Source organism: Haloterrigena salifodinae (genome assembly GCF_003977755.1).
Lineage (GTDB): Archaea > Halobacteriota > Halobacteria > Halobacteriales > Natrialbaceae > Haloterrigena > Haloterrigena salifodinae.
Window position 1 is genome coordinate 1,504,631 of sequence record NZ_RQWN01000001.1, and the last position, 22,023, is coordinate 1,526,653.

Consider the following 22,023-nt stretch of genomic DNA (forward strand, 5'->3'; position numbering starts at 1 on the left):
ATGCACAAACCACTGCTCGTGACGGACTTCCTCGATCGGGCGCGCAAACACTACGGGGGCGAGGAGGCGGTCGTCGCGACCACGGGGGAACGGTACACCTACGATGAACTCGGCGAGCGGGCCGATCGGTTTTCGGCGGCGCTTCAGGAGCGGGGCATCGAGAAGGGCGATCGCGTCGCTGTCTTGGACCCGAACACGCACTACCACCTCGAGGCGGCCTACGGGAGCATGCAACTCGGCGCGGTGCACACGCCGCTGAACTACCGACTGACGCCCGACGACTTCTCCTACATGCTCGAGGACGCGGAGGTCGACGCCATCTACGCCGACTACGACTTCGCCGACAAGATCGAGCCGATCCGCGACGAGGTGCCGACGGAGACGTTCATCACGAACGACGCCGATAGCGTCAATGGCGAATGGGAGGAGTTCGACGCGGTGCTCGAGGACGCGGGCACCGAGTACGACCGCCCCGAGATGAGCGAGGACGAGATCATCACGATGAACTACACCTCGGGGACGACGGGTGACCCGAAGGGAGTCTGCCGGACCCACCGCTCGGAGACGCTCCACGCCTATCTGATCACGGCCCACCAGGAGCTGCGCGACGACGACGTCTACCTCTGGACGCTACCGATGTTCCACGTCAACGGCTGGGGCCATATCTACGCCGTGACGGGGATCGGCGCGAAACACGTCTGCACGCGCGGCGTCGACGCCGGGGACATCTTCGAGGCCGTCCAGACCGAGGACGTCTCCTACATGTGCGGCGCGCCGACGGTGCTGAACATGCTGATCGATCACTACGAGGAACGCGACCCCGAGACGACCGGGGCCAACGATGTTCGCATCGCGACCGCCGGCTCGGCGCCGCCGGAGGCCACTATCCGCACCGTCGAGGACGAGTTCGGCTGGTACCTGAAACACGTCTACGGCGCGACCGAGACGGGGCCGCTGATCACCACCTCCGACGCGCGGCGCACGTTCGACGACGACGATTCGGACCGCTTCGCGATCAAGAAGCGCCAGGGGCTGGGCTATCTCGGCACCGAGATCCGCGTCGTCGACGAGGACGGCAACGACGTCACCCGCGACGACGCCTCGATCGGCGAGATCGTCGTCCGCGGCAACCAAGTCATGGAGAAGTACTGGAACAAGCCCGAAGAGACCGAAGAAGCGTTCAACGACCGCGTCGAGGGCTACTACCACACCGGCGACCTCGCCGTCGTCGACGAACACGGGATGATCTCCATCCAGGATCGCAAGAAGGACATCATCATCTCGGGGGGTGAAAACATCTCGAGCATCGAACTCGAGGACACGCTGTTCGACCACCCCGAAGTGTCGGACGTGGCCGTCATCCCAGCCCCCAGCGACGAGTGGGGCGAGACGCCGAAGGCGTTCGTCGTGCCGGGCAACGGCGATCCGGACGATCCGAGCGTGACGCGGGACGAACTCGTCGACTACACGCGCGACAACCTCGCGGGCTACAAGGTCGTCCGAGAGGTCGAGTTCGTCGAGGAACTGCCGACGACGGCGACCGGCAAGATCCAGAAGTACGAACTCCGCCAGCGGGAGTGGGAGGACGAAGATCGGATGGTCGGGCAAGGCTAATCCGGTTCGGTTACGCTCTATTCGTTCGAGGCCGCCCGAATAGTCCCGGAACGACCTATCGCCAGCGATCGTCGCGGTCCGGCTCGTCCGAGTGGACTCCCCACCGTCCGTCTCGTTCCGTCGAGGATCGATCGTCGGTCCGTGGCCGCCGGTCGGATTTCTCCTCGCGCTCGTCGGTAGTCGTGTCTGCGCTCGCAGGAGAATCGGCGCTCGAGTCCGTTCGGGCCGACTCCGGCCGCCGCGTTCCTTCGCGATCCGTTCGGCTTCCGCGCGGTCGACGACGGTTGGATCCGACGTCTCGTTCTCCATCGCAACCCAGAGCGCCAGCGGGACGGGCTGTCAAAGCTCTTCGACATCCAGAATCGACAGTTCATGGTCGTAAGTTGTACGAACTGCGGCTACTCGGAGCTCTATCGCGGCCAATCGTCGGGGAACATGGTCGATCTCTTCCTCGGGTAGCGTCGGGTGCCGAGCCGAGTCGGTTCGTCGCTCGGTCGTGAACGGCCCACGCACACTGCAGGGTCCTTCCGTCGGCCGATACCCGCCAAAACTGTAAACAGTTATCCGACTGGGGGCGCAAACCCTCCACAAGATGGCCAAGGACGTCAAGCCCACCCGCAAGAACCTGATGGAGATCGAGGATCGGATCGAACTCTCCGAACGGGGACACGGGACGCTCGAGAAGAAACGGGACGGGCTGATCATGGAGTTCATGGACATCCTGGACAAGGCCCAGGACGTCCGCGGGGACCTCGCACAGGACTACCAGGACGCTCAGAAGAAGATCAACATGGCCCGAGCCATGGAGGGCGACGTCGCCGTCCGCGGGGCCGCCGCCGCACTCCAGGAACACCCCGAGATCACCACCGAATCGAAGAACATCATGGGTGTGGTCGTGCCCCAGATCGAGTCCTCCCGCGTCTCGAAGAGCCTCGATCAGCGCGGCTACGGGATCATGGGGACCTCTGCCCGCATCGACGAGGCCGCCGAGGCCTACGAGGACCTCCTCGAGAGCATCATCCTCGCCGCCGAGGTCGAGACGGCGATGAAGAAGATGCTCCGGGAGATCGAGACCACCAAGCGCCGCGTCAACGCATTGGAGTTCAAACTCCTGCCTGACCTCTACGAGGGCCAGGAGTACATCGAGCAGAAACTCGAGGAGCAGGAACGCGAGGAGACGTTCCGACTGAAGAAGATCAAGGAGAAGAAAGAACAGGCCGAGAAGGAAGAGCGCGAAGCCGAAGAAGCGGACGAGATCGCGCCCGACGAGGAGGACGCGAGCACGGCCGAACCCGACATGGAGCAGTCGACCGCGGGCGGCGTTCCGGGCGGCGACTGATCGCACGCGGCCCACGCACCTGCTACGACCATGGCCTGTACGGCATGTAGCTCACCGACGATCGTCTTTTCGATCCCCGAGGAGTACCGCGAGTACGCGCCGGGAGAGTCGCCGACCGGGACGCTCTGTACCCGCTGTTTGACCGTCGATCCCGAAGGCGGCAGCCCGCTCGAGGAACCGGATTTTACCCGCGTGAGCGACGCGTACCCGACCGCCCCCGACGCCGCGGTCCCGTTCGCCCTCGCCGTGGACCTGTGTTCGTCGCTGGCGACGAACCGGGCCGCGATCGAGGACCTCCTCGAAGCCGTCGAGCGCGCGGGGACCGACCCACTGCTCGTACTCGACCGACTGGTCGACGATCCCGACGTCGAACCGACGATCGATCTCGAGCGACGACGACACCAACTCGAGCAACTGTTGTACTGATCGCCGCGACCGTGGCGGCGGTAATTCTAGAGATGCTGGATAGTCCGAGTTGCGGAAGAAACGTCAGTTCGACTCGATCAGCGCCGTCGATCGTGAGGGTAGCGACTCTCGGTCTTCGTTCGGTCGAAAACGGCGACGACGTTCGGCGTTACTTCGCAGTCGGCGTCACGCTGTCGTTGATCGCCTGTTTGACCTGCAGGGCGGCGCTGGCCGCCAGTCCGCGGGCCACTTCGTCGCGTTCGTCGGCGGTGATCACCGCGTCGCCGGCCGCAACCTCCTCTAAGTCGGGCGTGAAGCCGGCGCTGACGGCGTGCCCGATTGGCGGGCGGACGGCGACGGTGACCTGCGGGCCGGTCATGCTCTGGGAAACCTCGGAGTCGACGACGTATTCGTCGGGGAGGAACTCGCGGGTTCGGGCGGCAATTCGGGAGACGTCGCGGTGGAGAGAGCGTTTCTGCGTCCGCGAGAGGTCCGGAACGTCCGCCGCGGCACGCTGACCAGCACCCGTTTCTCCCGGCAGCCCGGCGTACGGCGTATTTCCGTTCATGAGAAGTGTGTACTGGTAGCAACGCACCGACGCGTCAAAAGGATTCGCTTTCGGGAAATTCCGACAACGCGTCAACAGATCGGCTCGCTCTCGCCGTACACTGCGAGGACGACGGCGGTCGTGTGTTCGCCCGGTTCAGCCTGCTCGGACTCGACGGCTACCTGCGGATCGGCGAACTGCCAGTCCCGAAGCTCCTGACCGGCATGGAGTCCCTCGCGAACCCGACGTTCGACGTCGTCCCGATCCGTCTCGCCGGCCGTCTCGTAGAACAGCCCCGGTCCCTCGGCCGATTGGGCCCACGCCAGCGCCGCGCTGACCTGTCCCGGCCCCGCGGTAGTGGCCCGCGCCTCGACGACGGTTAGTCGGTCGCCAACGGGGCCGAGGTCGGGCGCCGTCCCGACGGCCTCGACGTCGACGTCGGCCGGAATCACCGAGGAGACTGAAACCAGATTGTAGTTCTCGACGCCGGCCTCGGCGAGCGCGGCGTCGTAGGAGGCCATCGCCGTCGGGGCCGACGCGGACCCCCAGACGACTCGAATCGTGCTCATACCCGACTTCAGGGACGAGCAGCGTAAGGCGTTGCGATCCGACGGTGGCTCGAGAGAGATACCCATTCAGTGACCGTGAATGGAGCCCGAAAAAGTGAGGGCTCCATGAGCCGGGGAGAGCAGGCTGTCACACTGTTATTCATCGCGAGCGAGTGAAACGAGCGAGCGGGCCGACGACTGATGTGGAGCGAACGAGAGCGCGGCGCTGCGCGCCGCGTATAGACGAGCGGCGCAAGCCGCGAGTCGAGTGAGCGGAACGGAAGGCGGAGTGCTTTTTATCGAAGTTTTCCCGAGGGTGCGCCTTCGGCGCACCCACAGAGGAAAAGTTCGTTACTGGTAGAAGTAGCCGGGCGACGAAATCACGTCGCTCGAGTCGTCTTCCTCGATCTTCTCGAGGGCCTCCACGAAGTCCTGGTGGGTGACCTCGTTGCGGTCGTTGCGGATGGCGAACATGCCGGCCTCGGTGGAGAGGCTCTCGATTTCGGCGCCGGAGTAGCCCTCGGTGTCGTCCGCGAGGGCGGCGAAGTCGACGTCGTCGGCAACGTTCATGCCGCGGGTGTGGATCTCGAGGATCTGCTCGCGGCCGTCGCGGTCGGGTTTGGGCACCTCGATGAGGCGGTCGAACCGGCCGGGCCGGAGGATCGCGCGGTCGAGCATGTCGAAGCGGTTGGTGGCGGCGATGATACGGATCTCGCCGCGGGCCTCGAAGCCGTCCATCTCCGAGAGGAGTTGCATCATCGTCCGCTGGACCTCGGCGTCCCCGGAGGTCTTGGACTCGGAGCGGCGGGTCGCGATGGCGTCGATCTCGTCGATGAAGATGATGGCGGGTTCGCGCTCGCGAGCCATCTCGAAGAGATCGCGGACGAGCCGCGAGCCTTCGCCGATGAACTTGCGAACGAGTTCGGAGCCGGCCATCTTGATGAAGGTGGCGTCGGTTTCGTTGGCGACCGCTTTGGCGAGCATCGTCTTGCCCGTCCCCGGCGGGCCGTACAGCAGGACGCCGCTGGGCGGTTCGATCCCGACCTCGTCGAACAGTTCGGGCTCGGCCAGCGGCTGCTCGACGGCCTCGCGGACTTCCCGAACCTGCTCGTCGATCCCGCCGATCTCGGCGTAGGTGACTTCGGGCCGCTCGGTGATCTCCATCGACTGAGCCCGCGCGTCGGTCTCGGCGTTTAACACCGTCTGAATCGCGAAGGAGTCGTTGACGGCGACGCGGTCGCCGGGCTCGATTTGCTCGACGATCCGCGGCGAGACGTCGGTCAGCACCTCCTGGTTGTTGCCGTGCTGTTTGACGATGACCTCCTCGTTCTCGAGGACGTCCTCGACGGTGGCGATGTACAGCGAGGAACTCTTGAGCGTCTCGTTTTCGCGCTCGATGCGGTCGACGCGCTCGCGGAGTTGCTCCCGGCGTTCGTCGGCGTCGTCCAGCTGTTCGGAAAGCTGGTCGTTGACGTCCACGAGATCCTGGTAGTGATCGCGGAGCGCCTCGAGCCGCTCGTCGTCGGGGAGATCCGGATCGATATCGCGGTGAGGTCGGTCGGGGATAGACGGGCTTCGAGACATCCTGACGTACGCTCGTAAGTCCCCGACGATAAATGTGCCTTTGGGTCCCGGATGGTTTTCGAACCCCACGAACGATGGCTTAACCCCGCGATATACGGGGACTCAGAGCGAACTGCAGGGGCGACGAGGACGACTCGAGCGGGCGTCTCGAGTCGACTCGAACCGGACGGTTCGAATTCGATCCGCTCGAGCGACCGTGCGAATCGGCACCTAAGGTGGTGTCCGAATTCCATCAGGCCATCGTGTACCGCTCGAAACGGCCGATCGCGCGGCGGTACGAGAGCGCCGCGACGAGGAGGCCGCCGAAGAGAACGAGACCGCTACCGCCGAATCGCAGGACCGCGAGGTCCAGGCTTCCGATTCCGTCGCCGAGCGCGGTGAACCAGTCGGCGGGCACCGCGACGACGTCGACGGTCACGGCCGCGAGCAGTTCCAACAGGACCGCCGGGAGGCTTCCGAAGAGGCCGGCCAGCGCCGAGCGCGTCAGTTCCGGGGCGAGGACGAGTCCCGCGAGAACGGTTCCGGGGACGACCGTCAGCGCGGCGTGGAGAGTCACGGCGGTCATCCGCGGTGGGATCACGTCACGGCTCCGCCCGACGGAGATGGCGCTGAACCGTGGGAACGCCATCCCGATCAGCGGCGTGATTGCGACCGCGACGCAGGTCAAGAAACCGCTTAGCGCGATCAGGCCGACGCGCTCGAGCAGCGCGTACGGCGAGACGAGCGTCGCGAGCCCGGTCGCGAGGGGGACGAGCGGGAGGCCGATCAGCAGGCCCGGCACCAGAAGGCCGCGAACGTACTGACGGCCCGGGACGGCCGTCAGCGTTACCGGGAGCACCGCGCCCTCGTCGCCGAAGGGATTCATCGCGAACAGGGAACCGACGGCCCACGGGAGCGCAACGGCACACAGCGGCGCGGCCACCGTCTCGATCGAGCCGGACTGAACGGCCATATTGCCGACTGCGCCGCCGATAGAGAACAGCGGGATCATGAGGAACGTCAGCCGGTTGGGATCGCGTCGCGTTCGAAGGAGCGCCCACTCTGCAACGCGTCGCGTCGGCGTCGATAGCAGTCGGGGCACCGGCAGCGGCGCCGCGGCGGCCGCGAGCGCGTCGCGACGAGCGATCGGTTCCGCCGCGCCGTCCCCGTTCCGGTCCGACTCGTCCGCGACGACGTCCACCGGGTCGATAAACCACAGCGTCGCCGTCAGTCGGTCGACAGCGAGTCCGCCGACGGACAGCACCGCCGCGCTACTACAGAGGGAGCCGATCGACCGCAGCGGTGCCGATATCAGTCCGGAGCCGGCCAGCGCGAGGTCGGCGAACCACCCGATCGGCAGCCACGCGAGCGACGACCGGTCGAAGGTGATCGGACCGATCCCCATGAAAACGAAGTAACAACCCATTCCGAGCAGCGACGCGACCGTTCCGAGGATGGTCCGGTGGCGGGCGACGAACGGCGACGTCGCCACGAGCAGGGCCACCGCATAGCCGGCGGCCGATCCCGTGACGGCCACGGTCGCCGCGAAAAGCAACGCCGCCAGCGGCACGAGAACGAGGGCTGCCGGCGAGCCGAACAGGATGATGCAGATTCCGGTTAGGAGTATCGCCGGCGGTCCGAGATACGCGAGTAGCCGGAACGTCTCCGCGACGACCAGCCCGATCGCGGCCGTTCGCGCCGAGACGCTCGTCAGGACGAACGGTTCGGCCTCGATTCGCGTGCGTGCGGAGACGACGCGCTGACCGACGAGAAACACCCCGAACAGCCAGAAGAGCGCGATCAGTCCCCGGGCGTGACCGGGCGCCGGAAACGTCTCGAGGTCCCCGAGTTGCTCGGCAAACACGACCGCGACCAAGCCGCCGATCAGCGTCGGGACGAGCGCGCCGAAGCCGATCATGGCGGCCTGAAGCGGATTCCGGCGGAGCGCGCGGACCGACCGCCGAAACTCGAGAACGCCGATACGGAGGCTCGTCCGGGCCCAACTCGAGTCAGTCACGGGTCGCCTCCACACGGTCCGTCTCACCGCGGTCTTCGTCACGAGCGGAGCCGAGAGGATCGGCGTCGGTCAGTTCGAAGAAGACGTCCTCGAGCGTGCCGTCGTCACCGGCTTCGGCCCGTCGGACGAGCGCGTCGGGCGCGCCCTCGGCGACCAGTTGTCCGTCCGAGAGGATACCGACCGCGTCGGCGACCTCTTCGACGACCGGCAGGATGTGCGTCGAGAGAAAGACGGTCGTGCCTCCGTCCGCGAGGCCGCGAATTCGCTCCCGGATCGTCTTGGCCGCTCGCGGATCCAGCCCGGACGTCGGTTCGTCGAGGAAGACGACGTCGGGGTCGTGGAGCACGGCCTGCACGAAGGCGACCTTCTGGCGCATCCCCGTCGAGTAGTCGTCGATGAGCGCATCGGCGTCGGCCAGCAAGTCGAGGTCCGCGAGCAGCGACTCGATTCGCTCCCGGGTGTCCGCCGACGAGAGGTCGCGCAGCCCAGCGACGTACTCGAGTTGCTCGAAGCCGGTCGCCTGCTCGTACAGCGGCGGTGTCTCCGGGAGGTAGCCGACGCGCGGTCGGAGCGCAGTCCGGTCCGTGATCGGAACGCCGGCGACGGCGCCGCTCCCCTCCGTCGGCCGGGTGAGACTGGTCAGCAGCCGCATCGTCGTCGTCTTCCCCGCGCCGTTCGGGCCGAGAAAGCCGTAGACGGATCCCTCGGGAATCGAGAGCTCGATGTTGTCGACGGCGACCGTCGCTCCGTACCGTTTCGTCAGTCCCGTCGTCTCGATCGCTACCATTCGTTACGTCACTATATATGTCAATACAAGTAGTGTTTGTGGTTTGATTGTAGTGCTTTCATGTCTGTCCAGATAGTGAAGCCGTCGGGGGTATCGGATAAGACAGCGCGAGAGGCGGAGTGCGAAAAGTGAGACGGACGGAAGCGAAAGCGTGAGAGCGCGGACCGACCGCTCGAGTCGCCGGCCGACTCGACCTACTTCATCAGCGCTTCCATCTCCTCGAGTCGCTGCCCGTAGGTCTCGAGGGCGCGGTCGATCGGTCCCGAACTGCTCATGTCGACGCCGGCGATCCGCAGGAGTTCGAGCGGGTACTCCCGGGAGCCCCGTCGGAGGAACTCGAGGTAGTCTGCGGCGGCGTCGGCGTTCCGGTCGCCGCCGGCGCCGTCGGGGAGCACGTTGTCGACGATGGCCAGCGCCGCGGAGATGCCGGTCGCGTACTGATAGACGTAGAACGCGCGGTAGAAGTGGGGGATGCGCATCCACTCGCGGGCGATGCGGTCGTCGACGACTGCGGGCTCGTAGTAGTCCTCTTTCAGCCCGCGGTAGAGTTCGTCCAGTCGGTCGGCCGTCAGCGGTTCGCCCTCCTCCTCGAGGCGGTGGGTCTCGTGTTCGAACTCCGCGAACAGCGTCTGACGGTAGAGCGTCGAACGCACGCGTTCCAAGAACTCGTTTAAGACGTGCTTCTTGAACTCGGGGTCGTCGACGGTCTCGAGGAGGTGGCTGGTCAGCAGGGCCTCGTTGACCGTGCTGGCGACCTCGGCGACGAAGATCTCGTAGCTCGAGTAGACGAAGGGCTGTTCTTCCTTGGTGAGTTCGGAGTGCATCGAGTGGCCGAGTTCGTGGGCCAGCGTATACATCGAGGAGATGTCGTCCTGATAGTTCATCAGGATGAAGGGCTGGGTGTCGTAGGTGCCCCCCGAGTACGCGCCCGCTTGCTTGCCCTCGTTCTCGTAGACGTCGACCCAGTTCGACTCCAGTCCCTCGGCGACGCGGGACTGGTACTCCTCGCCCAGCGGCGCCAGCGACTCGACGACGTACTCGGTGGCCTGATCGTACTCGAGGTCGGGGCCCTCGTCGCCGGTCAGGGGCATGTAGACGTCCCACATCTGCAGGTCGTCGACGCCCAGTGCCCGCTCCTTCAGTTCGGCGTGGCGGTGGAGTTTGTCGATGTTGTCGTGGACCGTCTCGACGAGGGTGTCGTAGACGTCGACGGGGACGTTGGGGCCGTTGAGGGCGGCCTCACGGGCAGTGTCGTAGTTGCGCGCCTGCGCGGTCTTGACGTCGGCCTTGACGCTGTTCTTGTAGGCCGAGGCGACGGTGTTTCGCATGGCCGACCACTCGTCGTAGTACTCCTCGTGGACCGTTCGACGGAACTCGCGGTCGGGCCGTTTCAGCAGGTTGACGAAGTTGCTCTGGGTGATCTCGACGGCCTCGCCGTCGGGATCCTCGACGGTTGGGAACTCCATGTCCGCGTTCGCGAGCATGTTGTAGACCTCGCCCGTGGCGCCGGTTACCTCGCTCAGGTCGGCGAGCAGTTCCTCGACCTCCGCCGAGCGGGTGTGGGGCTTCATCCGGAGGACGTCGTCGACGTAGTGGTCGTAGGTCTCGAGGACGGATACCTCGTCGACCATCGCGTCGAACTCCTCGCAGGTCAGCTCCTGGATTTCAGGGTCGATGAACGACGCCGCGGACTGGGCGTCGGCGGCCAGCGACTGCGACCGGGCCGTCAGCGCCTGGTACTGCTGATTAGCCGTGTCCTCGTCGCGGCGCATTCGGGCGTAGGCGGCGACGGTCGATACCTCGCGCATGATCTCGTCGCGCAACTCGAGGACGTCACGGAGCGTTTCGGCGTCGTCGGTGACCTGCCCCTCGTAGGCCGCGAGTTCGTCGACGCGCTCGGCGACCCCCTCGTAGGCGGCCTCCCAGTCGTCGTCGGTCGCGTAGATGCTCTCGAGGTCCCAAGTGTATTCCTCGTCGACCTCGGAGCGTTCGGGAACGGAACTCATAGGACGCGTTTCGGAACGTAGGTGGTAAAGCGTATCGGAGAGGGAAAACCGACCGCGGCAGCGCCGGTGAGACGCCGCCGGTCCGTATCGGTTTTTGATCGCTATTTCGCGGCCAATACACGACGGCCCGCCGCTTTTACGCGCTGCCGGTCAACCACACTCGATGAGCACTTCCAACGATATTCTGTTCGATTCCGTCGACCTCGGCGACGAAACGCTGCCGAATCGGGTCGGTCTGGCACCGATGACCCGAACCAGTGCGACGGCGGACGGCCGCGCGACGACCGAGATGGCGCGCTACTACGCGAAGTTCGCCCGCGGCGGCTTCTCGTTTCTCATCACCGAAGGGACCTATCCCGACGAGGCGTACAGTCAGGGGTACGACGATCAACCAGGAATCGCGAACGACGACCACGTCGAGGCGTGGCGGCGGGTTACCGACGCCGTTCACGACGAGGGCGCGCCGATCTTCGCCCAATTGATGCACGCCGGCGCGCTCTCGCAGGGGAACCGCTACACCGACGAGCGGCTCGCACCGTCGGCGGTCCGACCGAAGGGAGAGCAACTCGAGATGTACGGCGGTAGCGGCGAGTTTCCGGAGCCCCGCGCCGCGACGGCGGACGACATCGAGGACGTGATCGAGACCTTCGTCGCGGCCGCCGAGCGCGCGGTCGAGGCGAACTTCGACGGCGTCGAAGTCCACGGCGCGAACGGCTACCTGCTTGACCAGTTCCTCACGACGTACACCAACGAGCGCGACGACGAGTACGGCGGCGACGTCGAGAACCGAATCCGCCTGACGGCGGAGGTCCTCGAGGGGGTCCAGACCGCGACGCCCGACGAGTTCGTCGTCGGCGTTCGGATCTCCCAGAGCAAGGTCAACGATCCCGATTACCGCTGGCCCGGCGGCGAGGACGACGCCGCGGTCGTCTTCGAGACGCTTTCCGACGCCGGCGCCGACTACCTCCACGTCACCGAGGAGGACGTGACGACGCCCGCCTTCGAGAGCGGGCCGACGCTCACGGAACTCGCCGACCGATACGGCGACGCCCCGGTGATCGCCAACGGCGCGCTCGAGGACCCGGACGCGGCGCGGGCGACCGTCGCAGAGGGCGCCGACCTGATCACCCTCGCGAAGGGCGCACTCGCCAACCCCGACTGGCCCCAGCGCATCGCCGAGGACCGTCCGCTCGCGGACTTTGACTTCCAGCGCATCCTCCAGCCGGACGCCACCATCGACGAGTCCGAGGTGCCCGAACCGGCGGACGCGGACGACTAGACGCCTGCGGTAGACGATCGCTCGATGAGGTGTAGCCCCGCGGCTTTTCTCGCTTACCGACGAAAGGCGGATATGAACGAGAGCGAGCCGACGCTCGAGCGCGCGCTCGGTCGCGCCTGGACCGACGACCGAGCCTGGACGCTGCTGACGCGGCTGACCGAACTGCCACACCGGATGGGCGGCTCGCCCAACGAGCGCCGCGCGGCCGAGATCATCCGCGAGACGCTCTCGGACGCGGGTCTCGAGGGCGTGCGGGTACAGGAGTTTCCGATGCAGTACTGGGAACGGGGCTCGACCGAGTTCGCCGTACTCGGCGGAGAACACGGGAAAGACAACGAACCGGACCGCCGCAAAACCCTCGATCGTTCCTTCGAGGCGATCGCACTCCCGTACTCGCCGGCCGGCGACGTCGAGGGCCCGCTGGTCGACGTCGGCTACGGCACACCCGATGAGATCGCGGACGCCGAGTTGCAGGGGGCGATCGCCGTCGCCAGCACCACGACGCCGCGGGATCAGCGGTTCGTCCACCGGATGGAGAAGTTCGGCCACGCCGTCGCCGCAGGCGCGAAGGCCTTCGTCTTCGCCAACCATGTGTCCGGACAACTGCCCCCGACGGGTGCGCTGACGTTCGACGTCGAGGCGGCCGCTCCCGGCGTCGGTGTCAGCGCCGAAACCCACGACTGGTTGACCGACTATGCCGAACGGGGCGCTCGAGCCCGGATCCGCGTCGACGCGACGACGACGGACGGCTCGAGTCGGAACGTCCACGGCGTTCTGGGTAGCGAGGCGCGTGGTGCCTCGGACGAATCGAGCGGGCAGCGAGGCGGTTTCACCGCCTCGAGCGAGACGACGGAGTCGTCTCCCGGCCCGCGAGATGCGGAAACGGACGACGAGGTGCTCGTCGTCGCCCACTACGACGCCCACGACATCACAGAGGGCGCACTCGACAATGGCTGCGGGATCGCGACCGTCGCCGGCGCGACGGCGATCCTTGCGGCCCTCGAGGAAGACCTCGACTGCCGGGTCCGGATCGCGGGCGTCGGCTGCGAGGAGATTGGCCTGCTGGGCGCCGAAGCGATGGCCAAGAAACTCGACCTCGAGTCGGTTCGCGCGGTGGTCAACGTCGACGGCGCGGGTCGGTTTCGTAACCTGCGGGCGCTCTCCCATGGCTCAGCGGACCTCGAGGAGTTGGCCGAAGACGTGACGTCGGCCGTCGGCCAGCCGGTCGTCGACGAGTCGGATCCACACCCGTTCAGCGACCACTGGCCGTTCCTGCGGGCGGGCGTGCCGGCGCTGCAACTTCACAGCGAACCCCCGGAGGGCAGCGAGCGCGGCCGCGGCTGGACGCACACGACGGCCGACACGCGCGACAAAGTGGACCGCCGGAATCTGCGCGAACACGCCATGTTGACCGCGCTACTGGTGCGAGAACTCACGCGTACCGAGGTATCCCGAGTCGACACCGCGGATCTGCAGGAGCGACTGCGAGAACAGGAGTACGAGCCGGGGATGCGCGCCGCCGATATCTGGCCCGACGCGTGGGACTGACCGAAACGGTGCCTCGAGGCGGAACCGCGAGGATCAGAACGGCACGTCGTCCGAGATATCTCGGGAAGTTCCCTCCGAGAGCCCGTCGAAGCCGGTCGTCACCGAGACGTAATCGATTTCGTCGATCTCGCCGGGGAGGCGACGCTGGATCGCCTGGGTCGTCATCGGACTGACGCCGCAGCCGCTACAGGCGCCGGTCAGGTTGATCTCGACGTGGCCGTCCTCGAGGTCGACGGCGGTGATCGACGAGTCGCCGCCGTGGGCCTGAATCTGGGGGAAGTTGCGCTGGAGGAACAGCGAGACGGCTTCGCGAACCTCGTCTTCCGGGGACTGGGCGGACTCGCTCATACCGGAGCCGAGGATCCGGACGGGTTTATCTCTGTTCACCGATCGGTTCGGCCTCGGGGAACGGGAGCCGAGTCGACCGACTCTCACCCGCGCATCTCGGCGTCGACGGCGGTCCGAACGACGCGGGCGACGCCGAGCATCGCGACGAACGAGCCCGCGAGAATCAGCGCGGCCAGCAGGAAGACCGCGAGCCCGACCGCGCCGGCGGTCGGCCCCGACAGCAGCGGCGAGACGAGTTGCATGCCGAAGACGACGATACAGACGCCCGCCGCGACGCGGATCGAGCCCCGCCAGTAGGCGCCGTACTCGTCGGGAGACAGTTCCATACGGCTGACTGTCGGTCCCGACCGTAAAAAGCGTCTGTCCGCCGGCCGGTCCGCTCACCGGACGCCGTCCGCGATCTGGCCCGCGACTCGAGCCCTCGTCCGTCGCTCAGTTCGGCGTTCGCGGAAGATCTCGCGGGCGCTCGCGGCCGCCGTCTCGTCGATTTCGAAGGAGAGGTTGGGATAGTCGACGGCGGTCAGGACAAGCGGCTCCGGCGCCGCCGGCGCGACTCCCTCGTGGCCGGGCAGGGGTTCGGGGTCGAACGCGCGGTCGATCTTCTCGAGGGGCGCGTCGCCGGTCCCGACCGCGCGGGCGAGCGAGACCAGTCGGCGGACGAGTTCGCGGGCGAAGCCGCCGGCGGTGACGGTCAAAACGAGAAAGTCGCCGTCGCGGGTCGCCTCGAGGGTCGGCGAGCGCTCGGTGTTGCGGTCGTCCGGCGTGAGGTTGTGGAAGTCGTGGCTGCCGGAGAGGGCCTCGCAGGCGGTCCGAAAGCGGTCATCGTCGACGGCGTTTCGTCCGGGGTCGCCTCGATCGTCGGCGCGATCGCTCGCTGACGCGGATCGGTCGCGTCGACGCGAGTCTGCCGGCGGCGCGTACAGGTGATACGTGTACTCGCGGCGCTCGGCGTGGTGGGTCGCGTGGAACGCCGGGGGCGCGTCGGCGGCGGCCCACGCGCGGATATCGGCGGGGAGTTCGCCGTTCATGGCCCGCGGCGTCAGCCAGTCGGGCGCCTCGAGGGCGACCGTCTGAGCGAGCGCGGAGACGCCGGCGTCGGTCCGCCCCGCGGCGGCGTAGCCGTCGGGTCTGTCGGCGTTCGGGGCGAGCACCTCGAGATCGCGCAGGGCGTCGAAGATCTCGTCCTCGACGGTTGGGACGTCGGGCTGGCGCTGGAAACCGTAGTAGCCGGTGCCGTCGTAGGCGATCCGGAACGCGCGGGTCGGCATCGACTCGAGGGTGGGCGGCCAACGTGTTAGGGTCATCGACCCGCGCCGAATCCGCGTGATACAGAGTCCTCCCGATAATTGACGCGGTCGTGACGTTCATGATCACCTTTTCCGCTATTGCAGGTATGTCCTCCGACGAGGGCGGGGTGCTGTCGAAGCGGCCGCTGTTGCGACGAGCGCTGTTGCCGATGGTCGTGTTCGTCGGGGTGGTCGCGGTGACCATCGCCGGCTTCGTCGCGCTCGCCGGGGTCGATATCGTCGAAGCGGCTTACTGGCTGATCACGCCGGAGAACATCGGGATCCACTTCCGGGACAACGAAGGGCCGGAGACGGTGACCAAGGGGTTTGCCGTGGTCTCCCGACTGGCCCAGGTCGTTACCGGGCTCTGGATCGGCCAGACCGTCGCGTCGGCCCTGTTCGGGGGACAGCTCACGGAGGAACTCAAACGCGTGACCCAAGAGAAGAAGATAGCGACGTTCTCCGACCACGTGGTGATCTGTGGCTACGGCATGTTCGGAGAGACCATCGCATACCAGTTGAACGGAGCGGGGAAGGACGTCGTCGTCATCGAGAGCGACGACGACAAAGCGAGTCAGGTCGAACGCGACGGCCACCTCGTCGTCGACGGCGACGCGCGCCAGGAGCCGACCCTCGAGCGCGCCGGGATCGAGGACGCGGCGACCGTCGTCGCGGCGATCGACGACTCGAACGTCAACCTCCAGATCAGCGTCCTCGCGAGCCAGCTCGCGCCCGAGGCGACGCTCATCGTCCGCGTCGGCGAGCAGACGTACGCGTCGACGGCCCGCCGCGCGGGCGCCGACACCGTGGTCATCCCGGAGATCATGAGCGGGAGCGACATCGCCGGCGAGCTGACGGACTGAGCGACGAGGCGCTCTCGCGGCGGCGGAACCGTCCGGCGACCGCGATCCGGCCGCTTATCCGCCGGAAGCCCCGAGACATCCCGCATGAGCCGCCCCGTATTGATCGATACGGATCCGGGTTGTGACGACGCCGTGGCGCTCCTGGCCGCCCTCGAGCACGCGTCTCTCGAGGTCGTCGGGCTGACGACCGTCCACGGAAACGCGTCGGTCGACGACACGACGCGAAACGCCCGCGCGATCCTCGAGGCGGTCGATCGGACGGACGTTCCCGTCTCGAGGGGCGCGGATCGGCCGCTGCTGGTCGACCTCGAGACGTCCGAGGAGATCCACGGCGAGGGCGGGCTCCGCGGCGAATTACCGGATCCGGGAGCGGCGACCGAGCCGGGCGACGTCCACGCCGCACGGCGCATCGTCGAGCAGGCCCGCGCTCACGACGGCGACCTAACGCTCGCGGCGATCGGCCCGCTGACAAACGTCGCGCTCGCCCACGCGATGGAACCCGCCTTGCCCGAGTTACTCGACGAACTGATCATCATGGGCGGCGCGGCCTTCGCGTCGGGGAACGTCACCCCGCTGGCGGAGGCGAACTTCCACTCCGATCCCCACGCCGCCCGCCGGGTCGTCCGGGACTGCGAGCCGACGATCGTCGGGCTGGACGTGACGGCTCGGGCCGCGGTCCCGCCCGAGCGGGTCGACGGGATCGAGCGGGACGGGCCGCTGGAACGGTCGCTTTACGAGTGGCTCACCTACTACGACGCCGACCGCCTCAAGCGCTACGGCATCGAATCGGCCGCGGTCCACGACGCGCTCGTGATCGCAGAACTGATCGACGACGGCGTGCTCGAGACCCGATCGTATCCGATGGAGGTCGGTGCCGACGGCGACCTCACGCGGGGCGCGCTGGTCGTCGACGAGAACGACGTGACCGGGGCGGCGGAAAACGGCGAGGTGGCGCTCGAGGCCAACTACGAGCGGTATCGAGAACTGGTGAGCGCGTCGCTCGAGCGCGTTCTCGAGCGGATCGAAGCGGAACCGTGAGTAAATATCGACTGGAGAGGGAGTGGCAGTTCCAGCCACCAGCAGGGACAGGACACTCGTTTTCGTCCCGCTCCGTTCGAGTTAGCCCGTGAACACCCTCTCAGAGGCCTGAATTCGGGTCGGTCGTTCTCTTGTCGTGGCAACGAGGAATCGCCTCGCCCTCCCCAGCCGGTTCACTCACTTCGTTTGTTCACCCCTCGCGCGGTTTCGGACCGCGGCTCGCTGCCGCTCGCCCTGGTCCAGCGCACGCCATCACACGTCGATTCCGGACAGGCGGGAGAGCGCCACGACGGTACTCACCGCTCGTCGCCGACGGCCCCGAACGCGTCTTCGAGCGCCCGTTCGACCGTTCCGCGTTCGGGAATCACGATCTGGACGCCCTCGGTCTCGGTCGCGAGCGACCCCGCGACGGTAGCAACCTCGACGGCCCGCTCGAGATCCTCACCCTCGGCCAGCAGCGTCGCGAGATAGCCGCAGAAGGTGTCGCCGGCCCCGGTCGCGTCGACCGCGTCGACGGTCGGCGGCGTGACCCGGAGGTCGGTGACGGCGCCGGCGTCGGTGACGAGCACGTCGTCGTGACCTCGCGTGCGGACGACCGTCGCGTCGGCGTCGGCGAGGCGGTCCTCGAGCGCCACGTATTTGCCCTCGTTGACGACGATGACGTCGACGGCCGCGCAGTCAACCAGCGGTTCCGCGCCGTCGGCCGGCGCCGGGTTCAAGACCACCGTCGGTCGTTCGGACGCATTTTCGTCGGTCTCGAGGCGCTCGAGAGCGGTCTCGGTCGCCGAAACGGGAATCTCGTTCTGGAGGAGCACGGCGTTGACGGCGCGGAGCCGCTCGAGGGATCGATCGACGTACTGGCTGTCGACCGCGTCGTTGGCGCCGCCGACGATCGCGATCCGGGACTCGCCGCCCTCGTCGACGAAGACGGATGCCTTCCCCGTCTCGCGGTCGCTGGTCGTCACGCCGTCGACAGCGACCCCGCGTTCGGCGAGCGTCTCGCGGACGTCGTACTCGGCCTCGTCGCGTCCGACGCAGCCGAGAAACGCGGCGTCGGCTCCGGCGCGGGCCGCCGCCACCGTCTGTTTCGACCCCTTGCCGCCGACGGCGGTTCGGTATCGAGCGCCCTCGAGGACGCCGGCGGGGAGGTCGGGACTCCCCTCGATACGGACGGTCTCCCCGGTTGCCGGAAACCAGCCGCAGCGGTTCTCGAGGTCGCAGATCCGCTCGGCCGGCAGGTACCACGTTCGATCGACGTTGACGCTGCCGAGACTCACGGCGTCGCTCATTCGCATTCGAGTTCGTCCGCAGAGGTGGTAATATCGGTCGGGATCACCGCCGGATGTCGTCGCGGTCGTCCTCCAGCCGGGGGTGGACCGTCTCCCAGTTGTTCGGCAGGACCGGTCCCTCGAGCAGCGGGTCGGCGGTCGCGTCCATCCACTCGAGCAGGTCCGTTCGAAGCTCGTCGCGAACGGTCTCGGTAGCCGGATCGTCCGGGTCGTCCCCCGCCGCGAGGTTCTCCCGCTCGAGCGGGTCGGCCTCGAGGTCGTACAGTTCCTCGTAGGGTCGCTGCCGGCCGTAGTACTCCTCGTGTAGCTCCCGACCCGCCGCGCTGCAGAAGACGTCCGTCGTCATGTAGACTGCGGGTAGGTGCCAGAAATTACGAATATACTTCCAGCGGTCGGTTCGGATGGCCCGGATCGGGTTGTATCGATCGTGCCAGGTCATCCCCGAGAAGACCCGGTCGCGGGGCTTGTAGGCGTCCTTGCCGGCGGCTCCGTTCGCGCCGCCGCTGTTCCCGCCGTCGAACAACTGCGGCGCGAAACTCTGCCCCGCGATGTCGTCCCCATCGGTGTCGACGCCGGGAACCGGCGCGTCCGCGATATCGAGCAGCGTCGCGAAGACGTCGACGTTGCTCACGAGGTCGTCGACGACCCGGCCCGACGCGATGGTTCCCGGTTGGGCCATCAGCAGAGCCGCCTCGATGCCGGCGTCGAAACAGGTGCCCTTCGCGCGCGGCATCGCCAGCCCGTGTTCGGTCGTGAAGAGCAGGAGGGTGTCTTCGGCTAGTCCCTCGTTCTCGAGGGCGTCGACGATCGTTCCGACGCCGTCGTCGATCGCGCTGACCATCCCGTCCATTCCGGCGATGTCCGACCGGATACCGGACCGATCGGGGAGGAACTCGAGGGTCTCGACCGCGTCGGGATCGGGGGCGTCGTACCGCTCGCCGTCGAAGCTGAACCCGCCGTCCACCGCGATGCGGTGGAGTTCGAAGAAGCCGACCGACGCGAAGAACGGGTCGTCGCGATCGCCCGCTTCGAGCCACTCCGCAACGTCGTCGGCGACGGTGCGTGCGCGGGCGCCCTCGTGGACCGACGTCGGGGTCTCGCTCGTCAGAGACTCCTCGTTGTGCGTCCGATCGTAGCCGAGTCGTTCGGGGAACTCGGTGACGTGCTGGAGGCCGAAGCGGTGGGTCTCGTAGCCGGCCTCGCCGAGGAGTTCGGGCAGGAACCGTTCGTGAGGGCCGACCTCCCAGTTGCCGTGGGCGAGCCCGAGCATCCCGTTCTGGTGCGGGTGCCGTCCCGTCATGAGACTCGAGCGACTCGGCGAACACTGCGGGGCGGTCACGAAGTGCCGATCGAACCGAACGCCGTCGGCCGCGAGCGCGTCGATCCTGGGGGTGTCGACGGCCGCGCCGTAACACCCGACGTACTTCCCCAGGTCGTGGCAGTGAACCAGCACGATATGCGGTGGCATGACCGCCGTCTACGGCGAGAGGGAGAGTAACGATTTGGACGCGTTCGTCTCGAAGAGTCTCTCTCGCGGGAGGGTATCGGCGGACCGAACCCATTCCAATATCGTGAACCACCTGCATAATCCGGGCTGGTGGCCTTCCCTCCATGGGTCGGAGTAGACTGCAGTATGGCTGAGTCAGTTGATTCATCCGATTCTGCAGATGTCGACGCAGCGTCGACCAACGGACGTGATCCGAAGTCACATCCCACCGTGCGGAACGTCGCGCTCGTCGTCCTCGATACGGCGCGTTCGACGAGCACCGGTCCGGAGACGACGCCGGCGCTGAACCGACTCGCTGACGACGGCACCGTTTTCGATTCCGCCTTCGCGACCGCCCCCTGGACGCTCCCGTCTCACGCCTCGATGTTCACCGGGACCTACCCCTCCGAGCACGGCACCCACGGCGGCCACACCTATCTCGACGACGAGTTGCGGACGCTCCCGGAGGCGTTCGACGACGCGGGATACGAGACCATCGGCGTCTCGAACAACACCTGGATCACCGAGGAGTTCGGGTTCGATCGGGGCTTCGACGACCTCCGGAAGGGCTGGCAGTACATCCAGTCCGACGCGGACATGGGCGCCGTCGTCCGCGGCGAGGACCTCCGGGAGAAACTCCAGGCGACCCGCAACCGGCTCTTCGATGGCAACCCGCTGGTCAACGCCGCGAACATCCTCTACAGCGAGGCCCTCCAGCCCGCGGGCGACGACGGCGCCGACCGGTCGACGACCTGGATCGCCGATTGGCTCGACGGCCGCGACGACGACCAGCCGTTCTTCCTGTTCTGTAACTTCATCGAACCCCACGTCGAGTACGATCCGCCTCGAGAGTACGCCGAGCAGTTCCTCCCCGACGGCACGAGCGTCGACGAGGCACTCGCCATCCGGCAGGATCCCCGCGCCTACGACTGCGAGGACTACCACCTCTCCGAACGGGACTTCGCCCTGCTCCGCGGGCTCTACCGGGCCGAACTCGCCTACGTCGACGAGCAGCTCGGACGGCTCCGGGCGGCCCTCGAGGACGCCGGCGAGTGGGAGGACACCCTGCTCGTCGTCTGCGGCGACCACGGCGAGCACATCGGCGACCACGGCTTCTTCGGCCACCAGTACAACCTCTACGACACCCTGATCAACGTCCCGCTGGTCTGCCACGGCGGCCCCTTCACCGACGGCGGCCAGCGCGAGGACCTCGTCCAGTTACTCGACCTCCCCGCCACGATACTCGAGACCGCCGGGATCGACGACCCAGAGCTACGCGCGCAGTGGTCCAGCCGCTCGTTCCACCCCGCGTCGGACGACGACCCACGAGACGCCGTCTTCGCGGAGTACGTCGCCCCCCAGCCCTCGATCGACCGCCTCGAGGCCCGCTTCGACGAACTTCCCGACCACGTCTACGAGTACGACCGTCGCCTCCGGGCCGTCCGGACGCGCGAGTACAAGTACGTCCGCGGCGACGACGGGTACGACCGGCTCCACGACGTCGAGACCGACCCGCTCGAGCGCGACGACATCGCCGCACGGGAGCCCGAGCGGGTGCGAGCGATGCAGCGGCGCCTCGAGGAGCGGTTCGATCCGCTCGCCGAGGCCGGCGACAGCGGCGAGGTCGAGATGCGCGAGGGGACCAAGGAGCGACTGGCGGATCTGGGGTATCTCTAGGTCCGGTCGCGTTCGTTTCGGTAGCGACTGCGGCGTTCTCGAGTCCCGCTTTCGATCGGCAGTTTGTACTCGTGGATTCGGCGTACAGTGGCGCGTGCTGTCGCTCGCTCGAACGGCAGCGTATCGACCGCGACACGTCGTGCGAGGAGTTATACGTACCGAGCGAATCAGTTCGGCGAGGTCGCGGTACTTCCCGCCAGCAGGGAAAGAGCGTTCGGTTTCCCGGGTATTCGGCGGCGGCGTTCAGTTCGGGTGCTGTTCGGCTCACCGAATCGCAAACCACAGAGGTGCAGCGGCGGGGATCCGACCAGTGGACCGATACCGCCCTACTGGCTCCTCGCTCCTTCGTCGCTGCGGTGCTCATTGAGGACGGGACTTAGCGC

Annotated in this window: 19 protein-coding genes and 1 pseudogene; 9 read left to right on the forward strand and 11 right to left on the reverse strand. The window is 67.1% G+C overall.

Annotated elements, in window-relative coordinates:
- The 4 genes and pseudogenes from EH209_RS07495 to EH209_RS07510 all read left to right on the forward strand — a co-directional run bounded on the left by EH209_RS07495 (position 1) and on the right by EH209_RS07510 (position 3,379).
- The gene (locus tag EH209_RS07495; RefSeq protein ID WP_126662257.1) at positions 1–1,614 is read left to right on the forward strand and encodes a long-chain-fatty-acid--CoA ligase; all 1,614 of its coding nucleotides are present in this window, start codon (positions 1–3) and stop codon (positions 1,612–1,614) included.
- A 333-nt stretch (positions 1,615–1,947) separates the two neighbouring features.
- Positions 1,948–2,073 (forward strand): annotated as a pseudogene (locus EH209_RS07500) (zinc ribbon domain-containing protein); the annotation flags it as partial.
- Between the two features lie 133 nt (positions 2,074–2,206).
- Complete coding sequence (locus tag EH209_RS07505) at positions 2,207–2,953, forward strand: V-type ATP synthase subunit D (protein ID WP_126662258.1); 747 nt, start codon at positions 2,207–2,209, stop codon at positions 2,951–2,953.
- Between the two features lie 30 nt (positions 2,954–2,983).
- Positions 2,984–3,379: a DUF6276 family protein gene (locus EH209_RS07510; protein ID WP_126662259.1), complete on the forward strand. Its 396-nt coding sequence runs from the start codon at positions 2,984–2,986 to the stop codon at positions 3,377–3,379.
- Between the two features lie 148 nt (positions 3,380–3,527).
- On the opposite strand, the gene EH209_RS07515 is transcribed toward EH209_RS07510, so the two are convergent.
- The 6 genes from EH209_RS07515 to pepF form a co-directional block, all read right to left on the reverse strand.
- A complete protein-coding gene (locus tag EH209_RS07515) occupies positions 3,528–3,926 on the reverse strand; it encodes a DUF5811 family protein (RefSeq protein ID WP_126662260.1) in 399 nt (132 codons plus the stop codon).
- Between the two features lie 71 nt (positions 3,927–3,997).
- Positions 3,998–4,474: a pyruvoyl-dependent arginine decarboxylase gene (locus EH209_RS07520; RefSeq protein WP_126662261.1), complete on the reverse strand. Its 477-nt coding sequence runs from the start codon at positions 4,472–4,474 to the stop codon at positions 3,998–4,000.
- Between the two features lie 330 nt (positions 4,475–4,804).
- Positions 4,805–6,037, reverse strand: coding sequence for a proteasome-activating nucleotidase Pan2 (gene pan2, locus EH209_RS07525; protein WP_126662262.1), 1,233 nt, complete (start codon positions 6,035–6,037; stop codon positions 4,805–4,807).
- Positions 6,038–6,269: 232 nt separating this feature from the next.
- Entirely contained in the window at positions 6,270–8,033 is a 1,764-nt protein-coding gene (locus EH209_RS07530; protein ID WP_126662263.1) for a hypothetical protein, read from the reverse strand.
- Complete coding sequence (locus EH209_RS07535; protein WP_126662264.1) at positions 8,026–8,820, reverse strand: ABC transporter ATP-binding protein; 795 nt, start codon at positions 8,818–8,820, stop codon at positions 8,026–8,028. The genes EH209_RS07530 and EH209_RS07535 overlap by 8 nt, the downstream gene beginning before the upstream one ends.
- Positions 8,821–9,014: 194 nt before the next feature.
- Positions 9,015–10,826 carry an oligoendopeptidase F gene (gene pepF / locus EH209_RS07540; protein WP_126662265.1) on the reverse strand — a complete coding sequence of 604 codons (1,812 nt, stop codon included), beginning with the start codon at positions 10,824–10,826 and terminating at the stop codon, positions 9,015–9,017.
- A 163-nt stretch (positions 10,827–10,989) separates the two neighbouring features.
- On the opposite strand from pepF, the gene EH209_RS07545 reads away from it, so the two are divergent.
- Positions 10,990–12,105 carry an oxidoreductase gene (locus tag EH209_RS07545; protein WP_126662266.1) on the forward strand — a complete coding sequence of 372 codons (1,116 nt, stop codon included), beginning with the start codon at positions 10,990–10,992 and terminating at the stop codon, positions 12,103–12,105.
- 72 nt (positions 12,106–12,177) lie between these two features.
- Entirely contained in the window at positions 12,178–13,653 is a 1,476-nt protein-coding gene (locus EH209_RS07550) for a M28 family metallopeptidase (protein WP_126662267.1), read from the forward strand.
- A 33-nt stretch (positions 13,654–13,686) separates the two neighbouring features.
- Here EH209_RS07550 and EH209_RS07555 read toward each other — a convergent pair whose 3' ends face one another.
- The 3 genes from EH209_RS07555 to truA all read right to left on the reverse strand — a co-directional run bounded on the left by EH209_RS07555 (position 13,687) and on the right by truA (position 15,269).
- Positions 13,687–14,001, reverse strand: a complete 315-nt coding sequence (locus tag EH209_RS07555; RefSeq protein WP_126662268.1) for a NifU family protein — start codon at positions 13,999–14,001, stop codon at positions 13,687–13,689.
- Between the two features lie 83 nt (positions 14,002–14,084).
- Positions 14,085–14,327: a hypothetical protein gene (locus EH209_RS07560; protein ID WP_126662269.1), complete on the reverse strand. Its 243-nt coding sequence runs from the start codon at positions 14,325–14,327 to the stop codon at positions 14,085–14,087.
- Between the two features lie 54 nt (positions 14,328–14,381).
- Complete coding sequence (gene truA, locus EH209_RS07565) at positions 14,382–15,269, reverse strand: tRNA pseudouridine(38-40) synthase TruA (protein ID WP_126662544.1); 888 nt, start codon at positions 15,267–15,269, stop codon at positions 14,382–14,384.
- A gap of 125 nt (positions 15,270–15,394) precedes the next feature.
- On the opposite strand from truA, the gene EH209_RS07570 reads away from it, so the two are divergent.
- Both EH209_RS07570 and EH209_RS07575 read left to right on the forward strand, forming a co-directional pair.
- Positions 15,395–16,150, forward strand: coding sequence for a potassium channel family protein (locus EH209_RS07570; RefSeq protein ID WP_126662270.1), 756 nt, complete (start codon positions 15,395–15,397; stop codon positions 16,148–16,150).
- A gap of 84 nt (positions 16,151–16,234) precedes the next feature.
- A complete protein-coding gene (locus tag EH209_RS07575; RefSeq protein ID WP_126662271.1) occupies positions 16,235–17,188 on the forward strand; it encodes a nucleoside hydrolase in 954 nt (317 codons plus the stop codon).
- A 296-nt stretch (positions 17,189–17,484) separates the two neighbouring features.
- Here the strand turns inward: EH209_RS07575 and EH209_RS07580 are convergent, their stop codons facing one another.
- Both EH209_RS07580 and EH209_RS07585 read right to left on the reverse strand, forming a co-directional pair.
- The gene (locus tag EH209_RS07580; RefSeq protein ID WP_126662272.1) at positions 17,485–18,477 is read right to left on the reverse strand and encodes a PfkB family carbohydrate kinase; all 993 of its coding nucleotides are present in this window, start codon (positions 18,475–18,477) and stop codon (positions 17,485–17,487) included.
- Between the two features lie 43 nt (positions 18,478–18,520).
- Positions 18,521–19,945 (reverse strand): sulfatase family protein, encoded by a 1,425-nt coding sequence (locus EH209_RS07585; RefSeq protein WP_126662273.1) that lies wholly within the window; start codon positions 19,943–19,945, stop codon positions 18,521–18,523.
- Between the two features lie 165 nt (positions 19,946–20,110).
- Here EH209_RS07585 and EH209_RS07590 point away from each other — a divergent pair, with 165 nt between their 5' ends.
- The gene (locus EH209_RS07590) at positions 20,111–21,640 is read left to right on the forward strand and encodes a sulfatase (protein ID WP_394343687.1); all 1,530 of its coding nucleotides are present in this window, start codon (positions 20,111–20,113) and stop codon (positions 21,638–21,640) included.
- Positions 21,641–22,023: the final 383 nt, after the last annotated feature.